The 22,346-nt window shown below is 70.6% G+C and carries 23 protein-coding genes and 1 other RNA gene; 8 read left to right on the top strand and 16 right to left on the bottom strand.

All coding sequences use genetic code 11. The features are described 5' to 3' along the window. The first annotated feature begins 86 nt into the window (after positions 1-86). A complete protein-coding gene (locus YIM_RS02005; protein WP_228004500.1) occupies positions 87-641 on the top strand; it encodes a DedA family protein in 555 nt (184 codons plus the stop codon). Here YIM_RS02005 and YIM_RS02000 read toward each other — a convergent pair. Continuing rightward, positions 546-1,514 (bottom strand): LysR family transcriptional regulator, encoded by a 969-nt coding sequence (locus YIM_RS02000; RefSeq protein ID WP_153028709.1) that lies wholly within the window; start codon positions 1,512-1,514, stop codon positions 546-548. The genes YIM_RS02005 and YIM_RS02000 overlap by 96 nt on opposite strands. Before the next feature lie 94 nt (positions 1,515-1,608). Here YIM_RS02000 and YIM_RS01995 point away from each other — a divergent pair, with 94 nt between their 5' ends. Then, on the top strand, positions 1,609-2,559 hold the full coding sequence (locus YIM_RS01995; protein ID WP_153028708.1) for an EamA family transporter: 951 nt from the start codon (positions 1,609-1,611) through the stop codon (positions 2,557-2,559). On the opposite strand, the gene YIM_RS01990 is transcribed toward YIM_RS01995, so the two are convergent. The 9 genes from YIM_RS01990 to YIM_RS01950 form a co-directional block, all read right to left on the bottom strand. Next, entirely contained in the window at positions 2,470-3,111 is a 642-nt protein-coding gene (locus YIM_RS01990) for an SDR family oxidoreductase (RefSeq protein ID WP_153028707.1), read from the bottom strand. The genes YIM_RS01995 and YIM_RS01990 overlap by 90 nt on opposite strands. A 67-nt stretch (positions 3,112-3,178) precedes the next feature. Continuing rightward, on the bottom strand, positions 3,179-4,300 hold the full coding sequence (locus tag YIM_RS01985; RefSeq protein ID WP_153028706.1) for an ABC transporter ATP-binding protein: 1,122 nt from the start codon (positions 4,298-4,300) through the stop codon (positions 3,179-3,181). Beyond that, a complete protein-coding gene (locus YIM_RS01980; RefSeq protein WP_153028705.1) occupies positions 4,297-5,298 on the bottom strand; it encodes an ABC transporter ATP-binding protein in 1,002 nt (333 codons plus the stop codon). The genes YIM_RS01985 and YIM_RS01980 overlap by 4 nt, the downstream gene beginning before the upstream one ends. A 6-nt stretch (positions 5,299-5,304) precedes the next feature. Continuing rightward, positions 5,305-6,237, bottom strand: a complete 933-nt coding sequence (locus YIM_RS01975; RefSeq protein ID WP_153028704.1) for an ABC transporter permease — start codon at positions 6,235-6,237, stop codon at positions 5,305-5,307. Further along, positions 6,234-7,238: an ABC transporter permease gene (locus YIM_RS01970; RefSeq protein WP_153028703.1), complete on the bottom strand. Its 1,005-nt coding sequence runs from the start codon at positions 7,236-7,238 to the stop codon at positions 6,234-6,236. Before YIM_RS01970 ends, YIM_RS01975 begins: the two co-directional genes overlap by 4 nt. 100 nt (positions 7,239-7,338) lie before the next feature. Continuing rightward, on the bottom strand, positions 7,339-9,003 hold the full coding sequence (locus YIM_RS01965; protein ID WP_153028702.1) for an ABC transporter substrate-binding protein: 1,665 nt from the start codon (positions 9,001-9,003) through the stop codon (positions 7,339-7,341). 160 nt (positions 9,004-9,163) lie between these two features. Next, positions 9,164-9,763: a uridine kinase gene (locus YIM_RS01960; RefSeq protein WP_228004947.1), complete on the bottom strand. Its 600-nt coding sequence runs from the start codon at positions 9,761-9,763 to the stop codon at positions 9,164-9,166. After that, on the bottom strand, positions 9,763-10,359 hold the full coding sequence (gene recR / locus YIM_RS01955) for a recombination mediator RecR (RefSeq protein ID WP_153028701.1): 597 nt from the start codon (positions 10,357-10,359) through the stop codon (positions 9,763-9,765). The genes YIM_RS01960 and recR overlap by 1 nt, the downstream gene beginning before the upstream one ends. A gap of 11 nt (positions 10,360-10,370) precedes the next feature. Further along, positions 10,371-10,739 (bottom strand): YbaB/EbfC family nucleoid-associated protein, encoded by a 369-nt coding sequence (locus YIM_RS01950; RefSeq protein WP_153028700.1) that lies wholly within the window; start codon positions 10,737-10,739, stop codon positions 10,371-10,373. A gap of 261 nt (positions 10,740-11,000) precedes the next feature. On the opposite strand from YIM_RS01950, the gene YIM_RS01945 reads away from it, so the two are divergent. After that, positions 11,001-11,642, top strand: a complete 642-nt coding sequence (locus tag YIM_RS01945) for an N-acetylmuramoyl-L-alanine amidase (protein WP_370468944.1) — start codon at positions 11,001-11,003, stop codon at positions 11,640-11,642. A 17-nt stretch (positions 11,643-11,659) separates the two neighbouring features. Here YIM_RS01945 and YIM_RS01940 read toward each other — a convergent pair whose 3' ends face one another. Further along, complete coding sequence (locus YIM_RS01940; RefSeq protein ID WP_153028699.1) at positions 11,660-12,037, bottom strand: helix-turn-helix domain-containing protein; 378 nt, start codon at positions 12,035-12,037, stop codon at positions 11,660-11,662. Between the two features lie 49 nt (positions 12,038-12,086). Between YIM_RS01940 and YIM_RS01935 the strand changes: the two genes are divergently transcribed. Beyond that, on the top strand, positions 12,087-12,518 hold the full coding sequence (locus YIM_RS01935) for a PPOX class F420-dependent oxidoreductase (RefSeq protein WP_153028698.1): 432 nt from the start codon (positions 12,087-12,089) through the stop codon (positions 12,516-12,518). A gap of 9 nt (positions 12,519-12,527) precedes the next feature. Here the strand turns inward: YIM_RS01935 and YIM_RS01930 are convergent, their stop codons facing one another. From YIM_RS01930 to YIM_RS01910, 5 genes are all read right to left on the bottom strand, one after another. Then, positions 12,528-14,627 (bottom strand): DNA polymerase III subunit gamma and tau, encoded by a 2,100-nt coding sequence (locus YIM_RS01930; protein ID WP_153028697.1) that lies wholly within the window; start codon positions 14,625-14,627, stop codon positions 12,528-12,530. A 43-nt stretch (positions 14,628-14,670) separates the two neighbouring features. Further along, positions 14,671-14,769: signal recognition particle sRNA small type (gene ffs, locus YIM_RS01925), an RNA gene on the bottom strand. A gap of 9 nt (positions 14,770-14,778) precedes the next feature. Further along, the gene (locus tag YIM_RS01920; protein WP_153028696.1) at positions 14,779-16,317 is read right to left on the bottom strand and encodes an alkaline phosphatase; all 1,539 of its coding nucleotides are present in this window, start codon (positions 16,315-16,317) and stop codon (positions 14,779-14,781) included. Between the two features lie 74 nt (positions 16,318-16,391). After that, positions 16,392-17,840 (bottom strand): cell wall metabolism sensor histidine kinase WalK, encoded by a 1,449-nt coding sequence (locus YIM_RS01915; protein WP_153028695.1) that lies wholly within the window; start codon positions 17,838-17,840, stop codon positions 16,392-16,394. Beyond that, entirely contained in the window at positions 17,818-18,522 is a 705-nt protein-coding gene (locus YIM_RS01910) for a response regulator transcription factor (RefSeq protein WP_153028694.1), read from the bottom strand. The genes YIM_RS01915 and YIM_RS01910 overlap by 23 nt, the downstream gene beginning before the upstream one ends. 88 nt (positions 18,523-18,610) lie before the next feature. Here YIM_RS01910 and YIM_RS01905 point away from each other — a divergent pair, with 88 nt between their 5' ends. The 4 genes from YIM_RS01905 (at position 18,611) to YIM_RS01890 (ending at position 22,341) form a co-directional block, all read left to right on the top strand. Next, entirely contained in the window at positions 18,611-19,768 is a 1,158-nt protein-coding gene (locus tag YIM_RS01905) for a sensor histidine kinase (protein WP_153028693.1), read from the top strand. Continuing rightward, positions 19,765-20,430, top strand: coding sequence for a response regulator transcription factor (locus tag YIM_RS01900; protein WP_153028692.1), 666 nt, complete (start codon positions 19,765-19,767; stop codon positions 20,428-20,430). Before YIM_RS01905 ends, YIM_RS01900 begins: the two co-directional genes overlap by 4 nt. Positions 20,431-20,518: 88 nt before the next feature. Then, positions 20,519-21,937 carry a hypothetical protein gene (locus tag YIM_RS01895; RefSeq protein WP_228004499.1) on the top strand — a complete coding sequence of 473 codons (1,419 nt, stop codon included), beginning with the start codon at positions 20,519-20,521 and terminating at the stop codon, positions 21,935-21,937. After that, positions 21,934-22,341: a FixH family protein gene (locus YIM_RS01890; RefSeq protein WP_153028691.1), complete on the top strand. Its 408-nt coding sequence runs from the start codon at positions 21,934-21,936 to the stop codon at positions 22,339-22,341. Before YIM_RS01895 ends, YIM_RS01890 begins: the two co-directional genes overlap by 4 nt. Positions 22,342-22,346: the final 5 nt, after the last annotated feature.

The following is a 22,346-nucleotide window of genomic DNA, read 5'->3' as shown; positions in this document are numbered from 1 at the left end:
CCAACGCCCGAACCATGACAGAACCTGGCATGGTTTCCGAAAAACCACCTGAGATCGCTCTCAGCGCGGCTCACGTTGAGTTTGTTGTGGACCTTGCCCTGCTGGCGCTGTTCGTGATCGCGGTCGTGCCCCTGCTCCCGACCGAGGTCGCACTGGTCGGCATGGCCGCGACGGTCGCGCAGAGCGACGAGTCCGTGCTGCCGGTGTTCGCCGTGGCGGTGGCCGGCTGCCTGGTCTCGGACCAGCTCGTCTACCTGGCGGGCGCACGCGGCACCGGCCTCGTCGACCGGCTGCGCCGAAGGCCCAGCGTGGCCAACGGGCTCCACCGGCTCACCGAAGCGAGCACCCGGCACCCCCGCGCACCGCTGGTGCTGATCCGCTGGCTGCCCGGTGGCGGCACGGTCGGCGCGCTGGTGGCCGGGGCCCTGCGCTGGCCGTTCCGCGACTTCTTCGTCGCGTCGGCGATCGGTGTCACGCTCTGGTGCGCCTACATCTCCACGATCGGGTACGTGGGTGGCAGCCTGATCGACGAACCGGCCTTCGGGCTACTGGCCTCGCTCGCCGTCGCGGTCGCGCTGGGCACGCTGATCAGCCTGGTCGACCGGTTCCGGCAGGGTCGTCGCGGCGACCTCGGCGTGTAGCGCGTCGAGCACCGCCGCCACCGCCGGGCGGCTGGCCGCGCCCTTGCGCAGCACCACCTCGATGTGCCTGGCGGCGCGGATCCCGGCCAGCGGCCGCCGCGGCAGGCACTCCCCGGCCGGGCGGCTGATCGCGTACCGCGGCAGCAGCGCCACCCCGTGCCCGGCCGCGACCAGCGCCTCGATCACCCGGAAGTCGTTGATCCGCTGGAACACCGTCGGCTGCACGCCGGTGCGCACGGTCAGCGAGCGCAGCACGTCGTCCACCGGGAAGCCGACGTCGACGCCGATCCAGCGCTCCCCCGCCAACTCGGCCAGGTCCACGCGTTCCTCACCGGCGAGCCGGTGCCCCGGCGGCAACGCCACGTCCATCGGTTCGCGCAGCAGGTGGACCACGTCGAGCCGGTCGGAGTCGAACGGCGGCGCGTGCTCGTCGCGATGGGTGACCACCAGGTCGAAATCGGCGACCAGGCCGGGCACCGCCGACGGGAGCATGTCGATGTCGCGCACGTCGACCTCGAGCCCGTCGAACCCGGCCACGCGGTGCAGCAGGCCGGGCAGCAACAGCAGCGCGCCCGACGGGAAGATCGCCAGCCGGACCCGCCCGCGCGGCACGCTGCGGTAGGTGTCCAATTCGGACTCGGCGCGGTCGAGCGCGGCGAGCACCTCGTCGGCGCGGCCGACCAGTGCGCGGCCCGCGTCGGTGAGCCGGAGCCCGCGACCGGCCGGTTCGGTCAGCGGCAGGCCGACCTCCGCCTGCAACGCCCGCAGCTGCTGGGACACCGCGGACGGCGTGCAGTGCAACGCCCTGGCCGCGGCCGTCACGCTGCCGCGGTCGGCGAACTCGCGAAGCGTGCGGAGGCGGCCGATGTCCATGCGGGCGAGCCTATAGCAACTCTGAAGAGGCGCTTCAAGGTCATTGCAGTTATTCTCGCTGGTCCTTCACGATCACTCACTGCACAGTGGGGGCATGGCCCGCCGAGATCTGTTCACCGCGTTGCTGGTCGCCGTGCTCTGGGGCTGCAACTTCCTCGCCATCCACGCACTGCTCGACCACTTCCCGCCACTGTTCGCCGGTGCGCTGAGGTTCGCGGTGATCGCCGTGCCGACCATTCTGTTTGTCCCGTGGCCCAAGGTGAAGGTGCGTCACCTGCTCGGCTACGGCCTCGGCTTCGGCACCGGGCAGTTCGCCTTCCTGTTCATCGCGATGGACAACGGCATGCCGACCGGGCTGGCATCGCTGGTGCTCCAGGCCTCGGCGCCGTTCACCGTGCTGCTCGGCGCGGTGTTCCTGCGTGAGCGGTTCAGCGTCCGCCAGACCGTCGGCATCACCGTCGCGATCGCGGCCATGGTGATGATCGCCGCGCAGCGCGCGGAGAACGCCGCGCTGCTGCCGGTGCTGCTCACCCTGATGGCCGCGTTGAGCTGGGCGGTCGGCAACCTGAGCACCCGCCGGGCCAAGCCGTCGAACGCACTGCACTTCACCCTGTGGATGTCGGTGGTGCCGCCGCTGCCGATGCTGGCGCTGTCCATGTTCGTCGAAGGGCCTGGCGCCGGGTGGCACGCGGTGACCACGATCGGCACCACCAGCGGCTGGACCTCGATGGCCGGGCTCGCCTACATCGTGCTGCTCGGCACGGTCGCCGGTTCCGGGCTGTGGACCATGCTCATGCAGAAGTACCCGGCGGGCCGGGTCGCGCCGTTCTCGTTGCTGGTGCCGGTGGTCGGCATGTCGGCCGCGTTCGTGTTCCTCGGCGAACGGCCGCACCCGGTGGAGATCATCGCCGGTGTGGTGCTGGTGGCCGGGGTCCTGCTGGGTTCGACGGCGAGTTCAGTCGATCGACGCCAGCGCGGCGCCGACCGGGACCTCACCGGCGAGGACGTCGAAGCCCCGGTTCTCCGTGAGCGGCTCGCCCAGTGACGCGACCAGCACCGCGGCCACGTCCTGCCGCGCGACCCGGCCCGGTTCGAGGTGCCCGGCGATCTTGACCCGGCCGGTGAACGGGTCGTCGGTGAGCGTGCCCGGCCGGACCACCGTCCAGGTCAGGCTGGACCGGCGCAGGATGCTGTCGGAGACCTGCTTGGCCAGCAGGAACGAGCGGACCAGCCGGTCGCCCTGGTCCGGGGAGTCGGCGAACTGCGCGGACAGCTGGATGAACCGCACCACGCCGGCCTTCTCGGCGGCGCGGACCGCGGCGATGGTGCCGTCGCGGTCGACCAGGTTCACCGCGGACGGGTCCGGATCGGCGGCCCCGGCGGTGTTGATCACCACCTCCGACCCGGCGCAGGCGTCGACCAGCGCCTCGGGAAAGGCGGCCAGGTCGGCGATCACCGGTTCGGCGCCGAGCGCGGCCGCCGCTTCACCGCGGCGCTTGCTGCGCACGCCCGCCCGGACGGTGTGGCCCTGCCGCCTCAGCATCCGCACCACGTGGATCCCGGTCCGCCCGGACGCCCCCAGCACTGTGATCCGCATAACAGGGATGTTGCCATGAAAACGGCCCCACCGGCGGAAAGCCGATGGGGCCGTTATCTGCCCGCGCTCAGACGTCCATCGCCTCGACGACCGAGGCCACGTGCGGGACGTCGGGATTCACGCCCGGGTCCACCTCGACCAGTTCCGCCGACACCGCGTGCGGCTGGATCCGGCCGTCGCGAATGTCTTCGGCCCAATGGCAGGCCACCCGGTGCCCGGCCGCCGCGCCTTCGAGCACGCGCAGCTGCGGACGGTCGGTGTCGCACAGCGTCTCCTGCTTCCACGGACACCGCGTGTGGAAGCGGCAGCCGGTCGGCGGATTGGCCGGCGAGGGCAGGTCGCCGGCGAGCAGGATCTGCTCGCGGCTGTCCTCCACCACCGGGTCCGGCACCGGGATCGCCGAGAGCAGCGCCCTGGTGTACGGGTGCAGCGGCTCCTCGTACAGCGCGTCGGAGTCGGCCTCCTCCACCAGCGAGCCCAGGTACATCACGCCGATCCGGTCGGAGATGTGCCGCACCACGGCCAGGTCGTGCGCGATCACCAGGTAGGTCAGCCCGAGGCGGTCCTGCAGCTCCTCCATCAGGTTGACCACCTGCGCCTGCACCGACACGTCGAGCGCGGACACCGGCTCGTCGGCCACGATCAGGTCCGGCTCCACCGCCAGCGCCCGCGCGATGCCGATGCGCTGGCGCTGTCCACCCGAGAACTCGTGCGGGTACTTCCGCAGCGAACTCTCCGGCAGCCCGACCGAGTCGAGCAGCTCGCGCAGCCGCGTCGCGGTCTGCTCCTTGCCCTTGTCCAGCCCGTGCGCGCGCATGCCCTCGACCAGGATCGACTCCACCGACTGGCGGGGGTCCAGGCTGGACAGCGGATCCTGGAAGATCATCTGCATCCGCCGGCGCATCTTGCGCAGGTTCTCGCCCTTGAGCTTGGCCACGTCGGTGCCGTCGAAGACCACCGAGCCCTCGGTCGGCTCGGTCAGCCGCAGCATCGCCCGCCCGAGGGTGGACTTGCCGCAGCCGGACTCGCCGACCAGGCCGTAGGTCTCGCCCCGCTCGATGGACAGGTCGACCCCGTCCACCGCGTAGACGTAACCGACGGTCTTGTCGATCACCACACCACGCTTGATCGGGAAGTGCACCTTCAGGCCCTCGACGCTGACCAGCACGTCGTTCTTCGCCTCGGTCATCGGGTTCCCTCCCCCGCGGTGGCCGCGGTCTCCAGCTGCACCGGGTTGTGGCAGCGCAGCAGGCCGGGGCCGTCCGGCTCCAGTTCCGGGGTCACCTGGCGGCAGGTGTCCAGCGCGTTCGGGCAGCGCGGCGCGAAGGCGCACCCGCCGTCCCACGGGATGTTGTCGGCCACCGAACCGCGGATCGGCACCAGCTTCTCCCCGCGTCCGGCGTCCAGCCGCGGGATCGAGGCGAGCAGCCCGTGCGTGTACGGGTGTCGCGGGGTGGCGAACAGCGAGTGCCGCTCGGCCCGCTCCACGATCCGGCCGCCGTAGAGCACGTTGACCTCGTCGCACAGCCCGGCGACCACGCCGAGGTCGTGCGTGATCATGATCAGCGCGGTGCCGGTGTCGCGGACCAGTTCCTGCAGCAGCGCCAGGATCTGCGCCTGGATGGTGACGTCCAGCGCGGTGGTCGGCTCGTCGGCGATGAGCAGCCGGGGACGGCACGCCAGCGCGATCGCGATCAGCGCGCGCTGCCGCATCCCGCCGGAGAGCTGGTGCGGGTACTCCGTCAGCCGCCGCGTCGGGTCCGGGATGCCGACCTTGGCCAGCAGGTCGCCCGCCTCCACCATGGCCGCCTTGCGGGACAGCCCGCGGTGGCGTTCGAGCACCTCGGTGACCTGGATGCCGATCGGGATCACCGGGTTCAGCGAGGACAGCGGGTCCTGGAAGACCATGCCGAGGTCCCGGCCGCGCCGGTCCCGCATCTCGCCCTCGCCCAGCTTGAGCAGGTCGGTGCCCTCGAACTTGACCGAGCCGGTGACCTTGTTGCCGCGCTTGGCCAGCAACCGCATGATCGCCAGCGAGGTGACCGACTTGCCGCAGCCGGACTCCCCGACCAGGCCGACCGTCTGGCCGGGTTCCACGTCGAAGCTGACCCCGTCCACCGCGGTGAACGGCCGCTCGCCCTTGCGCTGGAAGACGACCTTCAGGTCGCGTACTTCGAGCAGAGCCATCTCATCTCACCGCCTGTTCTTCGGGTCGAGTGCCTCGCGCATGGACTCCCCGAGCAGGGTGAAGCCCAGCGCCACGATGATGATCGCGATGGCCGGGTAGAAGGCCAGTTCCGGGCGGATGTCCAGGAACTGCCTGGCCGCCTTGCCCAGCATCAGGCCCCATTCCGCGCGGGTCGGGTCGGGGTCGCCGAGACCGAGGAAGGACAGCGCGGCCGCCTCGATGATCGAGGTGGCCAGGGTCAGCGTGGCCTGCACGATGACCGGGCCCAGCGAGTTCGGCAGCATGTGGCGCAGCACGATGGTGTGCCGCTTGACCCCGAGCGCGGTCGCCGCCAGCACGTGGTCGCTGGAGCGTTGCGCGAGCATGGTGCCGCGCAGCAGCCTGGCGAAGATCGGCACGCTGACCATGGCGACCGCGATGATCACCGTCCACTGGCTCGGCTTCGCCGCCAGCGCGGCGATCGAGATGGCCAGCAGCAGGCTCGGAATGGACAGCATGACGTCGACGAGGCGCATCAGCACGGTGTCGATCCAGCCGCCGAACGCGCCCGCGATGCCACCGATGATCATGCCGATGACCAGGCCGATCAGCGTGGCCATCACGCCGACCAGCAGGGTCTGCTGCGCCCCGACGAGCATGCGGGAGAGCAGGTCGCGCCCGAAGTCGTCGACGCCGAGCGGGAAACCGGCCTGCGGGCCGGGAATGATGCCCTGGCCCAGCGCCACCTCACCCTGGAGGTAGCGCTCGTACGGGTCCTTCGGCGCGATGAACGGGGCGAAGATCGCCAGCAGCAGGAACAACCCGGTGATCACCGCACCGGTGATCGCCACCGGGCTGCGGGCCATCCGGCGGAACGCCTGCTGCGCCAGGCTGTGCCCGGCGGCGGTGGCGGCGAGGTCGTCGACCTTGTCCTTCTTGCGGGACAACATGTTGGTCATCGCACACGCACCCTCGGGTCGATGATGCCGTAGGAGATGTCGACCAGCATGTTCACCAGCACGTAGACCACCGCGCCGAGCAGGATCAGCGCCTGCAGCCGCGGGTAGTCACGCCGTTCGATGCCCTCGGCCAGCAGCGAGCCGATGCCGTTGAGGTTGAACACCCGCTCGGTCAGCACGGCCCCGCCGAGCAGCAGGCCGGTCTGCAGGCCGATGGTGGTGGCCACCGGGAGCAGCGCGTTGCGGAGCACGTGCCGCCGCCGGATGGTCGGCCCAGCCAGGCCCTTGGACTGGGCGGTGCGGATGAAGTCCTCGTTCATCACGTCGAGCACCGAGGCCCGGGTGATGCGGACGATCACCGCCAGCGGAATGGTGGCCAGCGCCGCCGCGGGCAGCACCAGGTGCACGATGGCGTCCCAGGAGGCGTCCCATTCCTGGGTCAGGATGCCGTCGAGCACGGCGAAGCCGGTGACGTCGGTGGCGCCGATCAGGGTGTCCTGCCGTCCGCCGACCGGGAACATGCCCAGCTTCTCGGCGAAGACGAACTGGAGCAGGTAACCGAGGAAGAACACCGGCACGGCGACCCCGACCAGGGTGGCCATGATGGTGGCGTTGTCCAGGAAACCGCCGCGGAACCGGGCGGCGACGTAACCGAGCGGAATGCCGAGGCCGACCGCGAGCAGCAGCGCGGCGATGGACAGTTCCATGGTCGCGGGCAGGGCGAAGGCGATCTCGGAGAGCACGGGCTGGGTGGAGATCAGCGAACTGCCGAAGTCACCGGTCAGCACCCGGCCGAGGAACTTGAAGTACTGGATGAAGATCGGCTGGTCGAGGCCGAGGATCTGGTTGAGTTCGGCGATCTTTTCCGGAGTGGCCTTGTCGCCGAGCAGCGCACCCGCTGGTCCACCGGGCAAAGCGCGGAGCCAGGCGAAAACAAGGATGGACAGAATCAGGAGCGTCGGAATCGCTTGTAGCAACCGACGCACGATGAATCGGAGCATGGGAAACGGTCTCTCTAATAGCCCAGAGTGGTGGCGGGCCAAGGGGCGGGACGCAGAATACGCGTCCCGCCCCTGGTCGGCTATACGTCAGCGCAGTGGACTATCCCAGGCTCACGGTGTTGAAGCGCTCGTCGGTGAGCGGGCTGGGCACCATGCCCTGCACCTTCGGCCCGACGACCAGCGCCGGGGTCGGGTACGCGATCGGGACCGCGGGCAGGTACTCCATGATCTGCTTGTTCACGCCCTGGTACGCCTGGGCGCGCTGGCCTTCGTCCGGCGTGGCGTCGGCGGCCGAAAGGGCCTGGAACAACGCGTCGTTCTTGAAGCCGAACTCCGGCTTCTCACGGCCGAAGAAGGTGCCGATGAAGTTGCCGGTGTCGTTGTAGTCACCGGTCCAGCCCAGCAGGTGCAGGTCGTGCTTGCCGAGCTTCTGGACGTCGTCCTTGTAACCACCGTTCCACGGCTTGGCGATCGGCTCGATGTTGATGCCGATGGCCTTGAGGTCCTCGGAGATCGAGGTGAAGGTGTCCGCCGGGTTCGGCATGTACGGCCGGGTGATCTCGGTCGGGTAGTAGAACTTCAGCGACAGGCCCTCGGCACCGGCTTCCTTGAGCAGCTGCTTGGCCTTCTCCGGGTCGTACGCGTACTTCGGCACGTCCTCGGTGTACCCGGCGATCGCCTTGGGCACGAACTCGGTGGCGACCTCGGAACCCTCGGCCAGCTTGCTCTTCACGAACTGGTCGCGGTTGATGCCGTGGGCCAGCGCCTGACGCACCTTCACGTCCTGCAGCTTCGGGTTGCCCGACTGGTTGATGCCCAGGTAGAGCACGTTGAACGAGGGGCGGATCAGCACGTTCTGACCCTCGTTGCGCAGCAGCTGGTAGTCGGCCGGCGCCGGGTAGTCGAAGCCCTGGATGTCGCCGGTCTTCAGCGCCTGCTTGCGGCCGTTCTCGTCCTTGATCACCTTGAAGATGAGCTTGTCGAGCTTGGCCTTCTCCCAGTGGGAGTCGTTGCGGACCAGGGTGATCTCGCCCTTGCCCTGGTCGTAGCCCTCGAACTTGAACGGACCGGTGCCGGTCGGGTGCAGGTTCGCGTAGTCGCTGTAGGAGAAGGAGTCGCCGGTCTGGGTGACCTGGTCGGCGTTGTACTTCTTCAGCGCCTCGGGGCTGGACATGGACAGCGACGGCAGGGTGAACGCGGCCGGGAAAGCGCCCTTGGCCTTGTTCAGGTTGAGCACCGCGGTCGAGTCGTCCTTGGCTTCGCAGCTCTTGTAGACCGGGTCACCGGCCGCGTCGCCCTCGTTGGCCGCGAAGCCCTCGAAGACGTCGCCGTAGTAGATCATCTGGCTCTGGGCCGCCTGGCCCTTCATGTTGAACCAGCGGTCGAAGTTGAAGCAGACGGCGGCGGCGTTGAACGGGGTGCCGTCGTGGAAGGTGACGCCCTTGCGCAGGGTGAACGTCCAGGTCTTGCCCTCGTTGCTCGGCTCCCACTTCTCCGCGAGCGAGCCGACCACCTCGGCGGTGCCCGGCTTGTTCTGCAGGAGCGTGTCGTACATCTGCCGCGTGATGCGGAAGGTCTCACCCTCGTCGTTGAAGATGGGATCGAACATCTTCGGGTTGCCGGCGGCTCCGAAGATGAACGTGCCCGCGTTGTCACTCCCGGCGTCGCGCTGGGATTCGGCACAGGCGGTCACAGAGAGCGCGAGCGCACCGGATAGCCCGATCAGGGCGATACGGCGCGTTCGAGCGCCTCGCGATTGGAGCATGTTGGCACCCCTTGGACATGTTCAGATCGAGACCGCCCGGATATCGGACAACCGGGCGGCACATTGGTGTGGTGGCCGACACTAGTCGGTTATCGGGCGCTCACTTAAGCACGCGAGGTTACGATCGCGCTACGTGAGTGACACCGTCGGCGCAATACGCTCACGAATGGTGACTGTGGGTGGCGAATTTCGGGCCCACTGGTGCAAACGGACGCACCGCATTGGACTCGATGCGCACGGTTGCCGCAGCCGGGGTGCGATCGGCGGCAAACCAGCCGAGTTCGAAGTCCTGCCAGTCGGAAAGGTGCTTCCGCTCCCTTTCCCCGTCGCGCGAAACCGCGCGTTCCAAGCGAGTTGCCTGGTCCAGACCATCGAGCCAGGCCAGACACGTCAGGTGAGCACGCACCGAGGCGCGGCCCGCGGAAACCCCCTCCAGCACCAGTACTTCCGGCACACGCACAGTGATCAACTCACCCGGCACGGGGATGCCGGTGGTCCAGTCCATCCGGCGATAGGCACCGCCGAGGCCGCGCGCGAACGGGCGGAGCACCCCGTCACGCAGGCGCGGCCACCAGGAAACCGGGTCGTCCCAGGTGGCGAACTCGTCGGTGCCGATGCCGAGCGCGTCGATGCCGCGCTCGGCGAAGTCGGCGAGCAGGTTCTCGGCGAGCGTGGTCTTGCCCGCACCGGACGGCCCGTCGATGGCGACCAGCCGGACGCCACCGAGCGCGGGCCGTCCCGCGAGCACCCGCTCGGCGATCACAGGGCGCGGCGTCCCGAAAGCGCCCGCCCCAGGGTCAGTTCGTCGGCGAACTCCAGGTCACCGCCCATCGGCAGGCCGGAGGCCAGCCGCGTGACGGTCAGGCCGGGGAAGTCGCGCAGCATGCGGACCAGGTAGGTCGCGGTGGCCTCGCCCTCGGTGTTCGGGTCGGTGGCGATGATGACCTCCGTGACCTCCTCACCGCCGATGCGGGCCAGCAGCTCACGCATGCGCAACTGCTCCGGGCCGATGCCGGACAACGGGTCGAGCGAGCCGCCGAGCACGTGGTAGCGGCCCTTGAACTCGCGGGTGCGCTCCACCGCGAGCACGTCCTTGGGCTCCTCGACCACGCAGATCAGCGAGAGGTCGCGCCGGGTGTCGCGGCAGATGCGGCAGTTGACCTGCTCGGAGACGTTGCCGCAGATCTCGCAGAACTGCACGCCCTCCTTGACCTTGCCCAGCACCTCCTGCAACCGGCCGATGTCCACCGGATCGGCACCGAGCAGGTGGAAGGCGATGCGCTGGGCGCTCTTCGGCCCGACCCCGGGCAGCCGCCCGAGCTCGTCGATGAGGTCCTGGACTACCCCTTCGTACAAAGGTCGCTGCCTTACTGACCGGGCAGACCCGGCAGGCCGAGGCCGCCGAGGTCCGGCATGCCGCCGCCGAGGCCGCCGGCCAGCGGGCCGAGCTTCTCCTCGGTGAGCTTCTGCGCGTTGGCCGTGGCGTCGCGGACCGCGGCCACCACCAGGTCGGCCAGGGTCTCGGTGTCCTCGGGGTCGACCACCTTCGGGTCGATGGTCAGGCTCTTCAGCTCGAGCCCGCCGCTGACCACCGCGGTCACCAGCCCACCGCCCGCGGTACCGGTGACCTCGGCCTTCGCCAGTTCGTCCTGCGCGCTGACCAGCTGCTCCTGCATCTTCTGCGCCTGCTGCAGGATCTGCTGCATGTCGAAGCCACCGCCGCCGGGTTGCACCATGTTGAATCCGATCACTAGCTCGGGTGAGTACGCCTACCTCCAGCCTAGCCGGGGCCGCCGGTGTGACACGGTGTCGGTGTGATTCGACGGGCGCTGGCCGTGACGGCGGTCTTGCTGGTGGCTGGTTGTTCGGCGGAAACACCTGCTCCGTCGCCCGCCGCACCTTTGTCTCTTCCGCCTTCGCTGCCTTCTTCTCCGCCGCCTTCTTCGTCGAGTCCGGCCCCGGCACCGTCCAGCAGCACACCGCCCGCCGAAGCGCCGGTGGTGGTGCTCGACCCGGGGCACAACGGCGGCAACGCGGCGAGCCCGGCGGCGATCAAGCGCCAGGTGCCCGCCGGTCGCGGGCGGACCAAGCCCTGCAACACCACCGGGACCACCACGAACGACGGTTACGCCGAGCACGAGTTCACCTTCGACGTGGCGCAGCGCGCCGGGAAACTCCTGACGGACAAAGGAATCCGGGTGATCTACACGCGGGCGGACGACAGCTCGGTCGGGCCGTGCGTCGACCAGCGCGCGGAAATCGGCAACTCGGCCAAGGCGGCGGCCGTGGTCTCCATCCACGCCGACGGCAACACTTCCCCCGGTGCCAACGGTTTCCACATCGCCTATTCGTCACCACCGCTGAACGACGCACAGGGTGAGCCTTCTGCCCAGCTGACCCGGTCGCTGCGGGATTCCTTGCGGGAGAACGGTTTCCGGTATTCGGACTATCTCGGCGAAGAGGGCCTGTCCGGGCGGAACGACCTGGCCGGGCTGAACCTGTCCGAACGCCCGGCGGCGCTGGTCGAATGCGGGAACATGCGCAACGCCACCGAAGCCGCTCGCATGTCCACTTCGGACGGACGCCAGCAGTACGCGGCCGGGATCGCCAACGGCATCCTGAGCTACCTCGGCGGCTGAGCTATCCCGGGGCTGAGCTATCCCGCGGCCTGGGTGTCGAAGCGCTCTTGCGCGTCGACCACGGCTTCGCCGCAGTTCTCCGCCCACTTGGTCAGCACGGCGATCGGTTCCACCAGCGTGGTACCGAGTTCGGTGAGCCGATACTCCACGCGCGGTGGCACTTCGGCGTGGACCTGACGGGCGACCAGGCCGTGGCGCTCGAGCCGGCGCAGGGTCTGGGTGAGCATCTTCTTCGAGATGCCGCCGATCAGCCCGATCAGGTCACCGTGCCGCCGGGGGCCGCGGCTGAGCGCGAAGACGACAACCACCGCCCACTTGTCGGCGATGATCTCCACGGCCAGCCGGGCTGGGCAGTCGGCGAGGAAAACGTCCGCTCCACCGGAAAAGTCACCCACGGTTCCCAGGGTACCGATGGGTGCCCATCGGCTCCCTAACGTCGGGTGCATGAAGCTTCCCGAGAGCACGCACCGGTTGTTCGAGTCCACCCACCACGCCACCGTGGTCACCGTCAATCCCGACGGATCGCCGCAGGCTTCGCTGGTCTGGGTCCAGCGCGACGGCGACGAAATCCTGATCGGCATGGAAGGCGCCCGTCCGAAGGCACGCAACCTGCGCCGCGATCCGCGGGTCACCCTGCTCATCGAGGACCACGAGAACGACGAGGTGCGCGGGCTGCGGCAATACCTGCTGCTGCACGGGACCGCCGTGGTCACCGGCCCGGACATCCCCGGCGAGTTCGACGCGCTGATGGACGCGCAGGCGCGGCGTTATCTGGGGCTGCCGCGATATCCGTTCGAAAACCGCAGCTCGACGACCGCCGTGATCGTCCGCATCACGCCGACGCGGATCACCGGAAACGGCCCCTGGGCTTCGTGACGGGTTTGCTCAGTCGAGGGGGCGGGCGCCCAGTTGTTCCGAGAGCAGGCGGTGCGCCTTTTCCTCCACCTCGTCCGCAGCCGGGGTGGGCGGCGGCGGAGGCGGCGGGACCGAGCCGTTCGGGGGCGGCGGGGTGGTCGCCGCTTCCAGGTACTCGTCCTCGTCCTCGGGTTCCGGGGGGAGCGGGATGTCCGGCTCGGTGGTGGCCACCTTCGGTTTCGGCGGCTCCGGGGGCGGCGGCGGGGCCTGCCTGCCCTCGGACGGCCGGCGGAACCGCTGCTGCGGCTTCTCCTCGGTCACCTGCTGTGCGCTGTGCTGCTGCTGTGGCGCCTGACGCTGCTGCGGTGGCGGCGCCGCGGCCTGCGGTTTGGCGTTGCCGTGCACGCAGGTGACCCGCCACTCGCCACCGAGCACGTCACGCAGGGCGGTGGCGATCTTCTCGGAGTTGTGCTGCTCGGCGAGGCGACGCGCGAGCGGTTCGGCGGAGTGCGTGAGGACCACGGACGTGCCGTCGACGCTCTGCACCCCGGCCTGCGTCAGCATCGCCTCGGTGCTGCGGCCGCCGGGGATCTTGCGGATGGCCGCCAGCAACTCCGGCCACACCCGGCGGACGGCCGCCGCGTCCATGCCACCGGTCACCTCGGGCGGGGCCGCCGGTTCCGCGCTCGGTTCCTGAGCCGCTGGCTGTTCGGCGGCCGCAGGCGCCGGGCGCTCCGGCGGCGCGGAAGGCGCGGGTGGCGTAGCAGTGGCGGATGGCGCGGCCTGACGCTGGGACGGACGTTGGAACCGCTCCGCGCCTCCTGCCGAGGCCGCAGCAGAAGTTGCAGGGACGCTGCTGGGAGAGGCGGTCCCAGCAGGGGCTGCGGCGGAAGTGGGGGCGGTCCCGGAGGCAACGGGGGCGGGAACAGAAGCAGAAGCAGAGGCAGCGGCACCTTCGACCGGGCCACCGACCGTGGCCCGGCGTTCCAGTCGCTCCAACCGCTGCAGCAGCGCCGCCTCGCCCTCGGCGGCGGAAGGCAGCAGCATCCGCGCGCACAGCAGCTCCAGCAACAACCGGGGAGCCGTCGCGCCGCGCATTTCCAGCAGACCGTTGTGCACGATCTCCGCATACCGCGACAGCGTGGCCAGCCCGGCCCGCTCGGCCTGCGCGACCATGCGGGTCAGCTCGTCCTCCGGCGCCGCGACCAGGCCGCGGGCCGCCGCGTCCGGGACCGAGCGGAGGATGACCAGGTCCCGCAGGCGGTCCAGCAGGTCGGTGGCGAAGCGACGCGGGTCGTGCCCGGCTTCGGCGAGCCGCTCGACCGTGCCGAACACCGCGGTCGAATCGTCGGCGGCCAGGCCTTCGACCATGTCGTCGATCAGCGCGACGTCGGTGACCCCGAGCAGCGAGACCGCCCTGTCGTAGGTCACGCCGTCCGGCCCGGCCCCGGCGAGCAGCTGGTCCAGCACCGACTGGGTGTCCCGCGCGGACCCCCCACCGGCACGGATGACCAGCGGGAACACCGCGGGCTCCACCGGCACGCCCTCGGCGGCGACGTTGCGCTCCAGCAGCTCGCGCATCGAACTCGGCGGGATGAGCCGGAACGGGTAGTGGTGCGTCCGCGACCGGATGGTGGTGAGCACCTTGTCCGGCTCGGTGGTGGCGAAGATGAAGATCAGGTGCTCTGGCGGCTCTTCGACGATCTTCAGCAGGGCGTTGAAGCCCTGCGTGGTGACCATGTGCGCCTCGTCGATGATGAACACCCGGTACCGCGACTCGGCTGGCGCGTAGAACGCCTTGTCACGCAGTTCACGGGCGTCCTCGACACCACCGTGGCTGGCCGCGTCGAGTTCGGTGACGTCGATGCTGCCGCTGCCCTCCGGCGCGAGCGCGCGGCACGAACCGCACTCGCCGCACGGGTCGGGTGTGGGGCCCTGCTCGCAGTTCAGCGACCGGGCCATGATGCGGGCGCTGGAGGTCTTGCCGCAGCCGCGCGGCCCGGAGAACAGGTACGCGTGGTTGATCCGGCCGGCCGCGAGCGCGGTGCGCAGCGGCTCGGTGACGTGCTCCTGACCCACCACCTCGGCGAAGGTGGCCGGGCGGTATTTGCGGTACAGCGCTAATGCCACGGCGGAAGCCTACCGGCAGGCACCGACACACCATCGAGCCCCGGAACGTAAGGGGACCCCCGCACCCGTCAGAGCCTGCTTATCCTTGCTGCCTTCCGGCCCTGGGGAGGTTCACAGGATGGACGCCGCGGGGGTCCGTCGACCAGTGTACCTACCGATCACGCCGGTACTGGGCCGGGGAGGTCCGAGTGCCGCGATCCTCGTGCGAACCGGCCTTGCCGCGGTCGACGTGGAACGTGGTCAGCGTGCTGACCGGCGAGTTCGGGTCGCGCCGGTCGCCGATCACCCGCATGTGCGTGCTCCACCGCCGCGGTGTGACCTCGTAGACGTCGTAGCCGTACCGGTTGCCCTCGAAGTACTTGAGGTGCGGGTTGGCCTTGCCCATCACCGGCCCGTTCTCGGCGTTCCACTCGGGCGAGTAGGCCCCTGACGAGACCGAGTGCGCGGTGAACTCGGTGCCGATCACCGGCGCGTCCGGGTTGTCGAAGTCGGGGCGGATGTCGTCGACGAAGGCGGAGTGCCAGTCGCCGGTGATCACCACCAGGTCTTCGAGACCGGTGTCGTGCACGTGGGTGAGCACCTCGCGGCGTTCGGCGAGGAAGCCGTCCCACTGGTCGGTGAAGTAGTAACCACCGCCCGGCTTGGCCAGCTGGCTCAGCATGATCGAGTTCACCCAGCAGTGCCACGCGTCACCGGCGTTGCTCACCCGGTCCTTCAGCCACGCCTTCTGCTCGGCCCCGAGGATCGTGCCGTCGGGGAGGTTCTGCGCCGACCGGTACTGCCGCAGGTCCAGGATCGACAGGTCGAGCAGGTCGCCCCACGACCGCTGCCGGTAGACCTGCGGTGTGGTCGGGTGGTCCGGCCGGACCGGCAGGTGCTCGAACCAGGCCTGGTACCCGGCGTCCCGGCGGGCGCGCAGCGACGGCGTGGTGCCGCTGTAGTCGTTGACGACCTCATGATCATCCCAGGTGATGAACCAAGGATGGGCGGCGTGCGCGGCCCGCAGCGACGGGTCGCCCTTGTACAGCGCGTGCCGCCGCCGGTACGCGGGCAGCGTGGTCACCGCCGGGCCTTCGTGGTCGCGGACGTGGTCACCGCCGACCTGTCCGTGCTCGTAGATGTAGTCGCCGAGGTGCACCACAAAATCCAGGTCCTCCTGCGCGATCCCGCGGTGGGCCGCGTAGAAGCCGTCGTGGAAGGCCTGGCAGTTGGCCGCGGCGAAGCGCACGCGCCGGACGTGCCCGGCGGGCGCGGTGCGGGTGCGCCCGGTGCGGCTGGTCTTGCCGAGCGCGCGGAAGCGGTAGTAGTACCGCCGCGCGGGCTCGAGCCCGGTGACCGCGATGTGCACGCTGTGCCCGAGCGCGGCGGTGGCGGGCGCCGTGCCGTGCGCGACCCGCCGCCGGAACGCGGTGTCGGTCGCCACGACCCACTCCACCTCGACGGTCTCCGGCAGCGGTTGTTCCTCGGCGAGCGGTTGCGGCGCGAGTCTGGTCCAGAGCACCACGCTCTCCGGCAGCGGATCCCCGGATCCGACGCCGACGGTGAACGGGGCCTCGTCCCAGCTGGCCCCGAGTGCGGCGGCGGCTTCCTCCGCCTGGGCCAGGGTGAGCCCGCCGCTCAGCGGCCAGGCCACGCCCAGTGCTCCCGCGGCGGCGGCCCCGCGCAGCAGATCCCGTCGGTTCAACGGCATTGAGTGCTCCTCAGTTCGGCTTCGGACACCGAACCCGGCCTACATGAAGCGATCACCGCCGACAAGTGAACCGCTCATGGCGGTGTGGTCACGGGGAGGACCACGCAGAATTCGGTGCGGCCCGGCTTGCTCCGCACCCACACCTTTCCGCCGTGCGCGGCGACCACCGCGGCCACGATGGCCAGCCCGAGCCCGGTGCTGCCCGCCGCCCGCGAGCGCGAGCTGTCACCGCGGGCGAACCGTTCGAACACCTCCGGCAGCACGTCACGCGGGATGCCCGGCCCGTCGTCGGCCACCACCAGCCGCACCTCACCGTCCTTTGTCGACAGTGAAGTTCGGACGGTGGTGCCGGGCGGGGTGTGCGCGCGGGCGTTGCTCAGCAGGTTCAGCACCACCTGCTGCAACTGCCCGGACTCACCGACCACGCTGATCGGCTCGGCGGGCAGGTCCAGCAGCCACCGGTGCTCCGGACCGGCCACGTGGGCGTCGGCCACCGCGTCGGCGACCAGCCCGGACAGCTCGACCGGGGCGTGCACCACCGGCCGTCCCTCGTCCAGCCGTGCCAGCAGCAGCAGTTCTTCGACCAGGGTGGTCATCCTGGTCGACTCCGATTCGACGCGGCTCATCGCGTAGACGAAGTCCGCGGGCAGTTCGGCGGTGCTGCGCCGGGTCAGCTCGGCGTATCCCCGGATGGACGCGAGCGGGGTGCGCAGCTCGTGACTGGCGTCCGCGACGAACTGCCGCACCCGGCTCTCGCTGCGCTGGCGCGCGGCCAGCGCGCCGGAGACGTGGTCGAGCATCCGGTTCAGCGCCGCCCCGACCTTGCCCACCTCGGTCCGGGTGTCGGTGTCCACTTCGGACACCCGCATCGGCAGTGCTGGCTCACCCCGGTCCAGCGGCAGCTCGCTGACCTGCGCGGCGGTGGCCGCGACCCGGTCCAGCGGGCGCAGCGTGCGGCGCACGGTCAGCGCGGCGACCCCGCCCGCGAGCACCAGCCCGCCGAGTGCGACCCCGCCGAAGGTCCAGCCGAGCCGCCACAGCGTGTCGTTCACGTCGGCCAGTGACAGGGCCTTGAACCGGATCTCCCCCTCCGGCCCGGTGGTCGCCTGCATCCGGTACTGGCCGAGGTCGCCGATGGTGATGGTGACCGGCCGGCGCGGGGTGGTCAGCCCGGTGAAGGTGGCCGCGTCCTGCGGGCTGAGCTGGGTTTCGGATCCGTTGGCCAGGATCCGGGCGTCCAGCACCCGCCCGTCGTAGACGATGCCGATGACGGAGTCGAGCGGCTGCCCGAGTTCGAAGCGCACCCGCGGTCCCGGCGGCCCGCCCAGCGGCGGCGGGGGCGGGCGGTTGTCGATGGTGGCGAGCTGGCTGTCGACGCGTTCGAGCAGGAAGTCACGCAGGGCGAACTCGGTGACCACGCCGATCACCAGGCAGACCAGCGCCAGCAGGGCCAGCACCTGGGCGATCAGGCGGCCGCGCAGCGACCACGGCCGCCGCAGGTCAACTCGCGGGCTTGAGGACATAACCCGCGCCCCGCATGGTGTGGATCATCGGCGCGCGGTCCGCGTCGATCTTCTTGCGCAGGTAGGAGATGTACAGCTCGACGATGTTCGCCTGCCCGCCGAAGTCGTAGCTCCACACCCGGTCCAGGATCTGCGCCTTGCTCAGTACCCGTTTCGGGTTGCGCATCAGGTACCGCAGCAGCTCGAACTCGGTGGCGGTGAGCGTGATCGGCTTACCGGCCCGGTGCACCTCGCGGGTGTCCTCGTCCATGGTCAGGTCACCGACGGTGAGCAGCGAGTCCGACGCCGAACTGACCACGCGGGCGCGGCGCAGCAGGGCGCGCAGCCGCAGGGTGACCTCCTCCAGGCTGAACGGCTTGGTCACGTAGTCGTCGCCACCGGCGGTGAGCCCGGCGATGCGGTCCTCCACGGCGTCCTTCGCGGTCAGGAACAACACCGGCAGGTGCTCGAACTCGGTGCGCAGGCGCCGGATCACCTCGAGCCCGCTGAAGTCCGGCAGCATCACGTCGAGCACCACCGCGTCCGGCCGGAACTCGCGCGCCACGCGCACCGCCGTGGTGCCGTCACCCGCCGTGCGGATCTCCCAGCCCTCCATCCGCAGTGCCATCGACAACAGCTCCGCCAGCGGCGGCTCGTCATCGACGACGAGCACGCGCACCGCGCGCCCAGGCATACCGGTCATGACCAGCAGTGTCGGACACCCGGGTAGGCCGCGCCTGTGGAACGCCTGTGCGTCACCTGTGAAGGGCGGTTGTGCCAAGCTCGCCTTCGTGCGGGACATCACCGGAGCGCTGGCGCGCCAGGCGTGGCTGATCGCCGTCGTCTGCATGGTCTCCGACGCCGGGGTGGCCGTGCTGATCGGCCCGCCGCTGACCAGCTGGCGGGCCTGGGCCGTGCTGCTCGCCACCATCGCCGCCGACCTGGCGCTGGCCGGGCCGGCGCGGCTGTCCGGCCTGGTCGCACTGGGCCACGCGGTGCTCTACCCGCTGACCCCGCTGCTGCTCAACGACCTGCCCGGCGCCGAGGCCTCCAACACCGCGGGCATGCTGATCGCCGGTTACCGCGCCGGTGCCTGGCTGAGCACGCTGCCCGCGGTCGCGTCGTTGCTGGCGCTGCTCGTCGGGTCGATCATCGGCGAGCTGGTGGAGCGCAACCTCGCCGGGCGCGACTGGCGCCTGCTCAGCGCGATCCTGCTGGCCAACACCCTGCTGCCGTGGCTGGTCGGCCGCTACACCACCGAGCGGCGCGCGCGGATCGCCGAGCTGGAACGCCGGGAGGAGGCCGCCGTGCGCCGGGCCGTCGCCGAGGAACGCAGCTCGGTCGCACGCGACCTGCACGACGTCATCTCACACCACGTCAGCGCGATCGGCATGCACGCCGGGGCCGCCAGGCTGGGGCTCACCGACGGCTTGGACTCCCCCGACTCCCCCGTGCATCGGTCGCTGTCCGCGGTGGAGACGTCCAGCCGCGCGGCCATGGCCGATCTGCGGCGCATGCTCGACCTGCTGCACGGTGAACAGGCCGCGGTCCGCCAGCCGGGGGTGGGCAATCTGGAGGAACTGCTGGAGGGCACGCGCGCGGCCGGGTTGCCCGCGCGCCTGCGCACCCAGGGCGTGCCCGGTGAGCTGCCCGGTTCCGTGGACGTCGCGGTGTACCGGGTCGCGCAGGAGGGCCTGACCAACGCGCTGCGGCACGGCGCGGGCGGCCCGGTTGACGTGAAGCTGTGCTACCGAACCGAGGAGATCACCTTGAGCGTGACCAATCCGATCGCGCCCGGTCACCCGTCGACCACCGGCGAGGGCACCCGGCGCGGGCTCGCCGGACTGCGCCAGCGCGTCGCGTTGTTCGGCGGCGAGTTCTCCAGCGGACCGACGGACGACGGCCGGAACTGGCTGATCTCGGCGACCTTCCCACTGGAGAACGCATGACCACGCGGGTGCTGCTCGCCGACGACCACGCGATGTTCCGCTCGGGCATGCGCGCGGTGCTGGACACCCAGCCGGACCTGGAATGCGTCGGCGAGGCGTCCGACGGCCGGGCCGCGGTCGCCGAGGTGGCCCGCCTGCGCCCCGATGTGGCCGTGCTCGACGTGCGCATGCCCAAGCTCGACGGGCTCGCCGCCACCGAGGCCATCCTCGCTACCCCCGGCTGCGAGACGAAGGTGCTGGTGCTGACCACCTACGACCACGACGACTACGTCTACCGCGCGCTGCGTGCCGGGGCGAGCGGCTTCCTGCTTAAGAACCTGCCGCCGGAGGAACTGGTCTCGGCCATGCGGGTGGTCGCGCGCGGGGACGCGCTGATCGATCCGTCGGTCACCCGGCGGCTGGTTTCGCGGTTCACCACCAGCATCGAGCCGCCCGCCGGCCCCGCCGGACTGGACCGGCTCACCTCGCGCGAACGTGAAGTCCTGCTGCTCATCGCGGACGCCCGCAGCAACGCGGAAATCGCGGAGGAACTGCACGTCGGGGACGAGACGGTGAAAACGCACGTGTCCCGCATCCTGTCGAAGCTCGGCCTGCGCGACCGCGTGCACGCGGTGGTCTACGCCTACCAGCACGGACTGGTCAGGGCAGCTCCCCGGGACTGACCCCCGGGGTGGTCCCCCGTGTTGGGGACACCGGAATCCCCCTCCGCTGTGACGCTTCGCGGTGGCCGGTTCTCTAACTTCGGTTGATGTGAAGGTCAAGGGGTGGGGCGCGGGGGCGCTGGCCGTTCTGGTGGGGTTGCTGGGTTTTCTGCTGGGCGCGGGACAGGCGTCCGCCGACGGCGGGCCGATCGGCACCGACGTGCACGTGGCGCAGACGCTGGGCGAGCGCGAACTGACCGTGGTGATCCGGCGGGTGACCGAGGTGCCGGGGCCGTTGAGCGTGGACGTGCTCACGCACGCCGGTACCGCGCCGGGAAAGCTGGAGCTGGCCGCGGTTTTCGGCGGGACCGCGTTCTCGCGCACGCAGGTGGAACTCGGCGCGGCACCGGGCACGTACAGCGGCTTGCTCACCGTCGACCAGGCTGGCCCGTGGGAACTGGCCATCGGTGACGGCACGCAGGTCGCGCGCATCCCGTTCGTGGTGCCCGCGCAGGTGCCGGCACCGTGGGAAAAGGCCGCATACGGCGGTTTTGTCGCGGCGGGCGCGCTGTTGCTGGTGGCGCTGTACGCCGCGGTGCGGGCGCGGAAGTCCTGGCACGCACTGGTTCCGGCGACCGGCGTGGTGGCCGCGCTCGCCGTGGCGATCACCGCGGCGCTGCTGTCGTCGAGCATTCCGCCGCCCGCGCGTGACGTGCTCGACCCGACCGTCGACTCGGTCAACGACCCGCACGCGCTCCCGCCGTCCACAATGGACACCAATCGGCCGCCGCTGAACCTGGCGGTGAGCGGTGCCCCGGCCGGGTTCACCCTGCGCCTGACCGACAGCGCCACCGGCCGTCCCGCCGACGACCTGGTGGTGCACCACAACGCGCTGGTGCACCTGGTGGCCATCGGGCCGTCCGGGCAGTTGTGGCACCTGCACCCGGTGCGCACCGCGCCCGGCACCTACACCGCGCGGTTCGCCGCCACCGAACCCGGCCGGTACGCGCTGTCCGCCGAAGTCGCCAGGCGCGGCGGCGGCACGCAGCTGCTCCGGTCCACTTTGGACGTCACGGGTACGTCGGGCGCACCGGCCCCGGCACCGGGCTTCGGCACGCAGACCGTCGGCGGGGTGCCGGTCACGCTGACCGCCGGTGAGGTCCGCGCGAACGCCGCGACCACGATGACCGCGAAGTTCGGTGACACTGCCACGCTACAGCCGTGGCTGGGCATGACCGGGCACCTGATGGTGGTCGGCCCGCTGCCGGACGGCACGCCCGTCGGTGAGGCCGCGGCCACCGCGCCGACCTGGGCACACGTGCACTCGATGACCGGACTGCCGATGATGTCCGGCCGCTCGGCCGCTGGCCGGCCCGACGAGACGGTCGCCGCGTACGGCCCCGAGGCGCGGTTCACCTTCACCTTCCCGGCGCCCGGCCGGTACCGCCTGTGGTTCCAGGGCATGCGCGAGTACGCCGTGCTCACCGCTCCCGTGCAACTCGACGTACCGGCAGGAGACCGCCCGTGAAGAAACCCGTCGCGCTGTCGATCGCCGGGATCGCGCTGCTGGCCGTGCTGGTCTGGCTGCTGTGGCCGGGCGGCACGGACGGCGCCACCACCGCGCAGGCCGCTTCCGCGCGGCACACCGTGCACCTGCGGGTCGACCAGCCGAAGACCGGGCTGAACAGCTTCGACGTGGAGGTCACCGATCCGCTCGGGCACCCGGCCGAGGGCCTGGAAGTCACCGTAGAACCGGTGATGGCGCAGATGGGCCACGCACTGGAACCGGTGACCGCGGCGGCCCGCGCCCCCGGCCGCTACCACGCCGCGGAGACCCTGCTGCCGATGTCGGGGCAGTGGGAGATCACCGTCCGGCTGCGCGACCTCACCGGCACCGAAGAACTCGTCTTCCCATTACTCGTGGGGAACTAAGGGAG

The organism is Amycolatopsis sp. YIM 10, from assembly GCF_009429145.1.
Lineage (GTDB): Bacteria > Actinomycetota > Actinomycetes > Mycobacteriales > Pseudonocardiaceae > Amycolatopsis.
Note: the sequence above shows the minus strand (reverse complement) of the source record. Positions and strands in the feature narration are given on the sequence as shown.

Coding starts and splice junctions, on each gene's coding strand:
- YIM_RS01990 (WP_153028707.1), bottom strand. CDS start 3,111: ATGCGGATCACAGTGCTGGGGGCGTCCGGGCGGACCGGGATCCACGTG.
- YIM_RS01935 (WP_153028698.1), top strand. CDS start 12,087: ATGAAGCTTCCCGAGAGCACGCACCGGTTGTTCGAGTCCACCCACCAC.
- YIM_RS01975 (WP_153028704.1), bottom strand. CDS start 6,237: ATGACCAACATGTTGTCCCGCAAGAAGGACAAGGTCGACGACCTCGCC.
- YIM_RS01950 (WP_153028700.1), bottom strand. CDS start 10,739: ATGGTGCAACCCGGCGGCGGTGGCTTCGACATGCAGCAGATCCTGCAG.
- YIM_RS01980 (WP_153028705.1), bottom strand. CDS start 5,298: ATGGCTCTGCTCGAAGTACGCGACCTGAAGGTCGTCTTCCAGCGCAAG.
- YIM_RS01965 (WP_153028702.1), bottom strand. CDS start 9,003: ATGCTCCAATCGCGAGGCGCTCGAACGCGCCGTATCGCCCTGATCGGG.
- YIM_RS01910 (WP_153028694.1), bottom strand. CDS start 18,522: ATGACCGGTATGCCTGGGCGCGCGGTGCGCGTGCTCGTCGTCGATGAC.
- YIM_RS01900 (WP_153028692.1), top strand. CDS start 19,765: ATGACCACGCGGGTGCTGCTCGCCGACGACCACGCGATGTTCCGCTCG.
- YIM_RS01970 (WP_153028703.1), bottom strand. CDS start 7,238: ATGCTCCGATTCATCGTGCGTCGGTTGCTACAAGCGATTCCGACGCTC.
- YIM_RS01995 (WP_153028708.1), top strand. CDS start 1,609: ATGGCCCGCCGAGATCTGTTCACCGCGTTGCTGGTCGCCGTGCTCTGG.
- YIM_RS01985 (WP_153028706.1), bottom strand. CDS start 4,300: ATGACCGAGGCGAAGAACGACGTGCTGGTCAGCGTCGAGGGCCTGAAG.
- YIM_RS01920 (WP_153028696.1), bottom strand. CDS start 16,317: ATGCCGTTGAACCGACGGGATCTGCTGCGCGGGGCCGCCGCCGCGGGA.
- YIM_RS01915 (WP_153028695.1), bottom strand. CDS start 17,840: ATGTCCTCAAGCCCGCGAGTTGACCTGCGGCGGCCGTGGTCGCTGCGC.
- YIM_RS02000 (WP_153028709.1), bottom strand. CDS start 1,514: ATGGACATCGGCCGCCTCCGCACGCTTCGCGAGTTCGCCGACCGCGGC.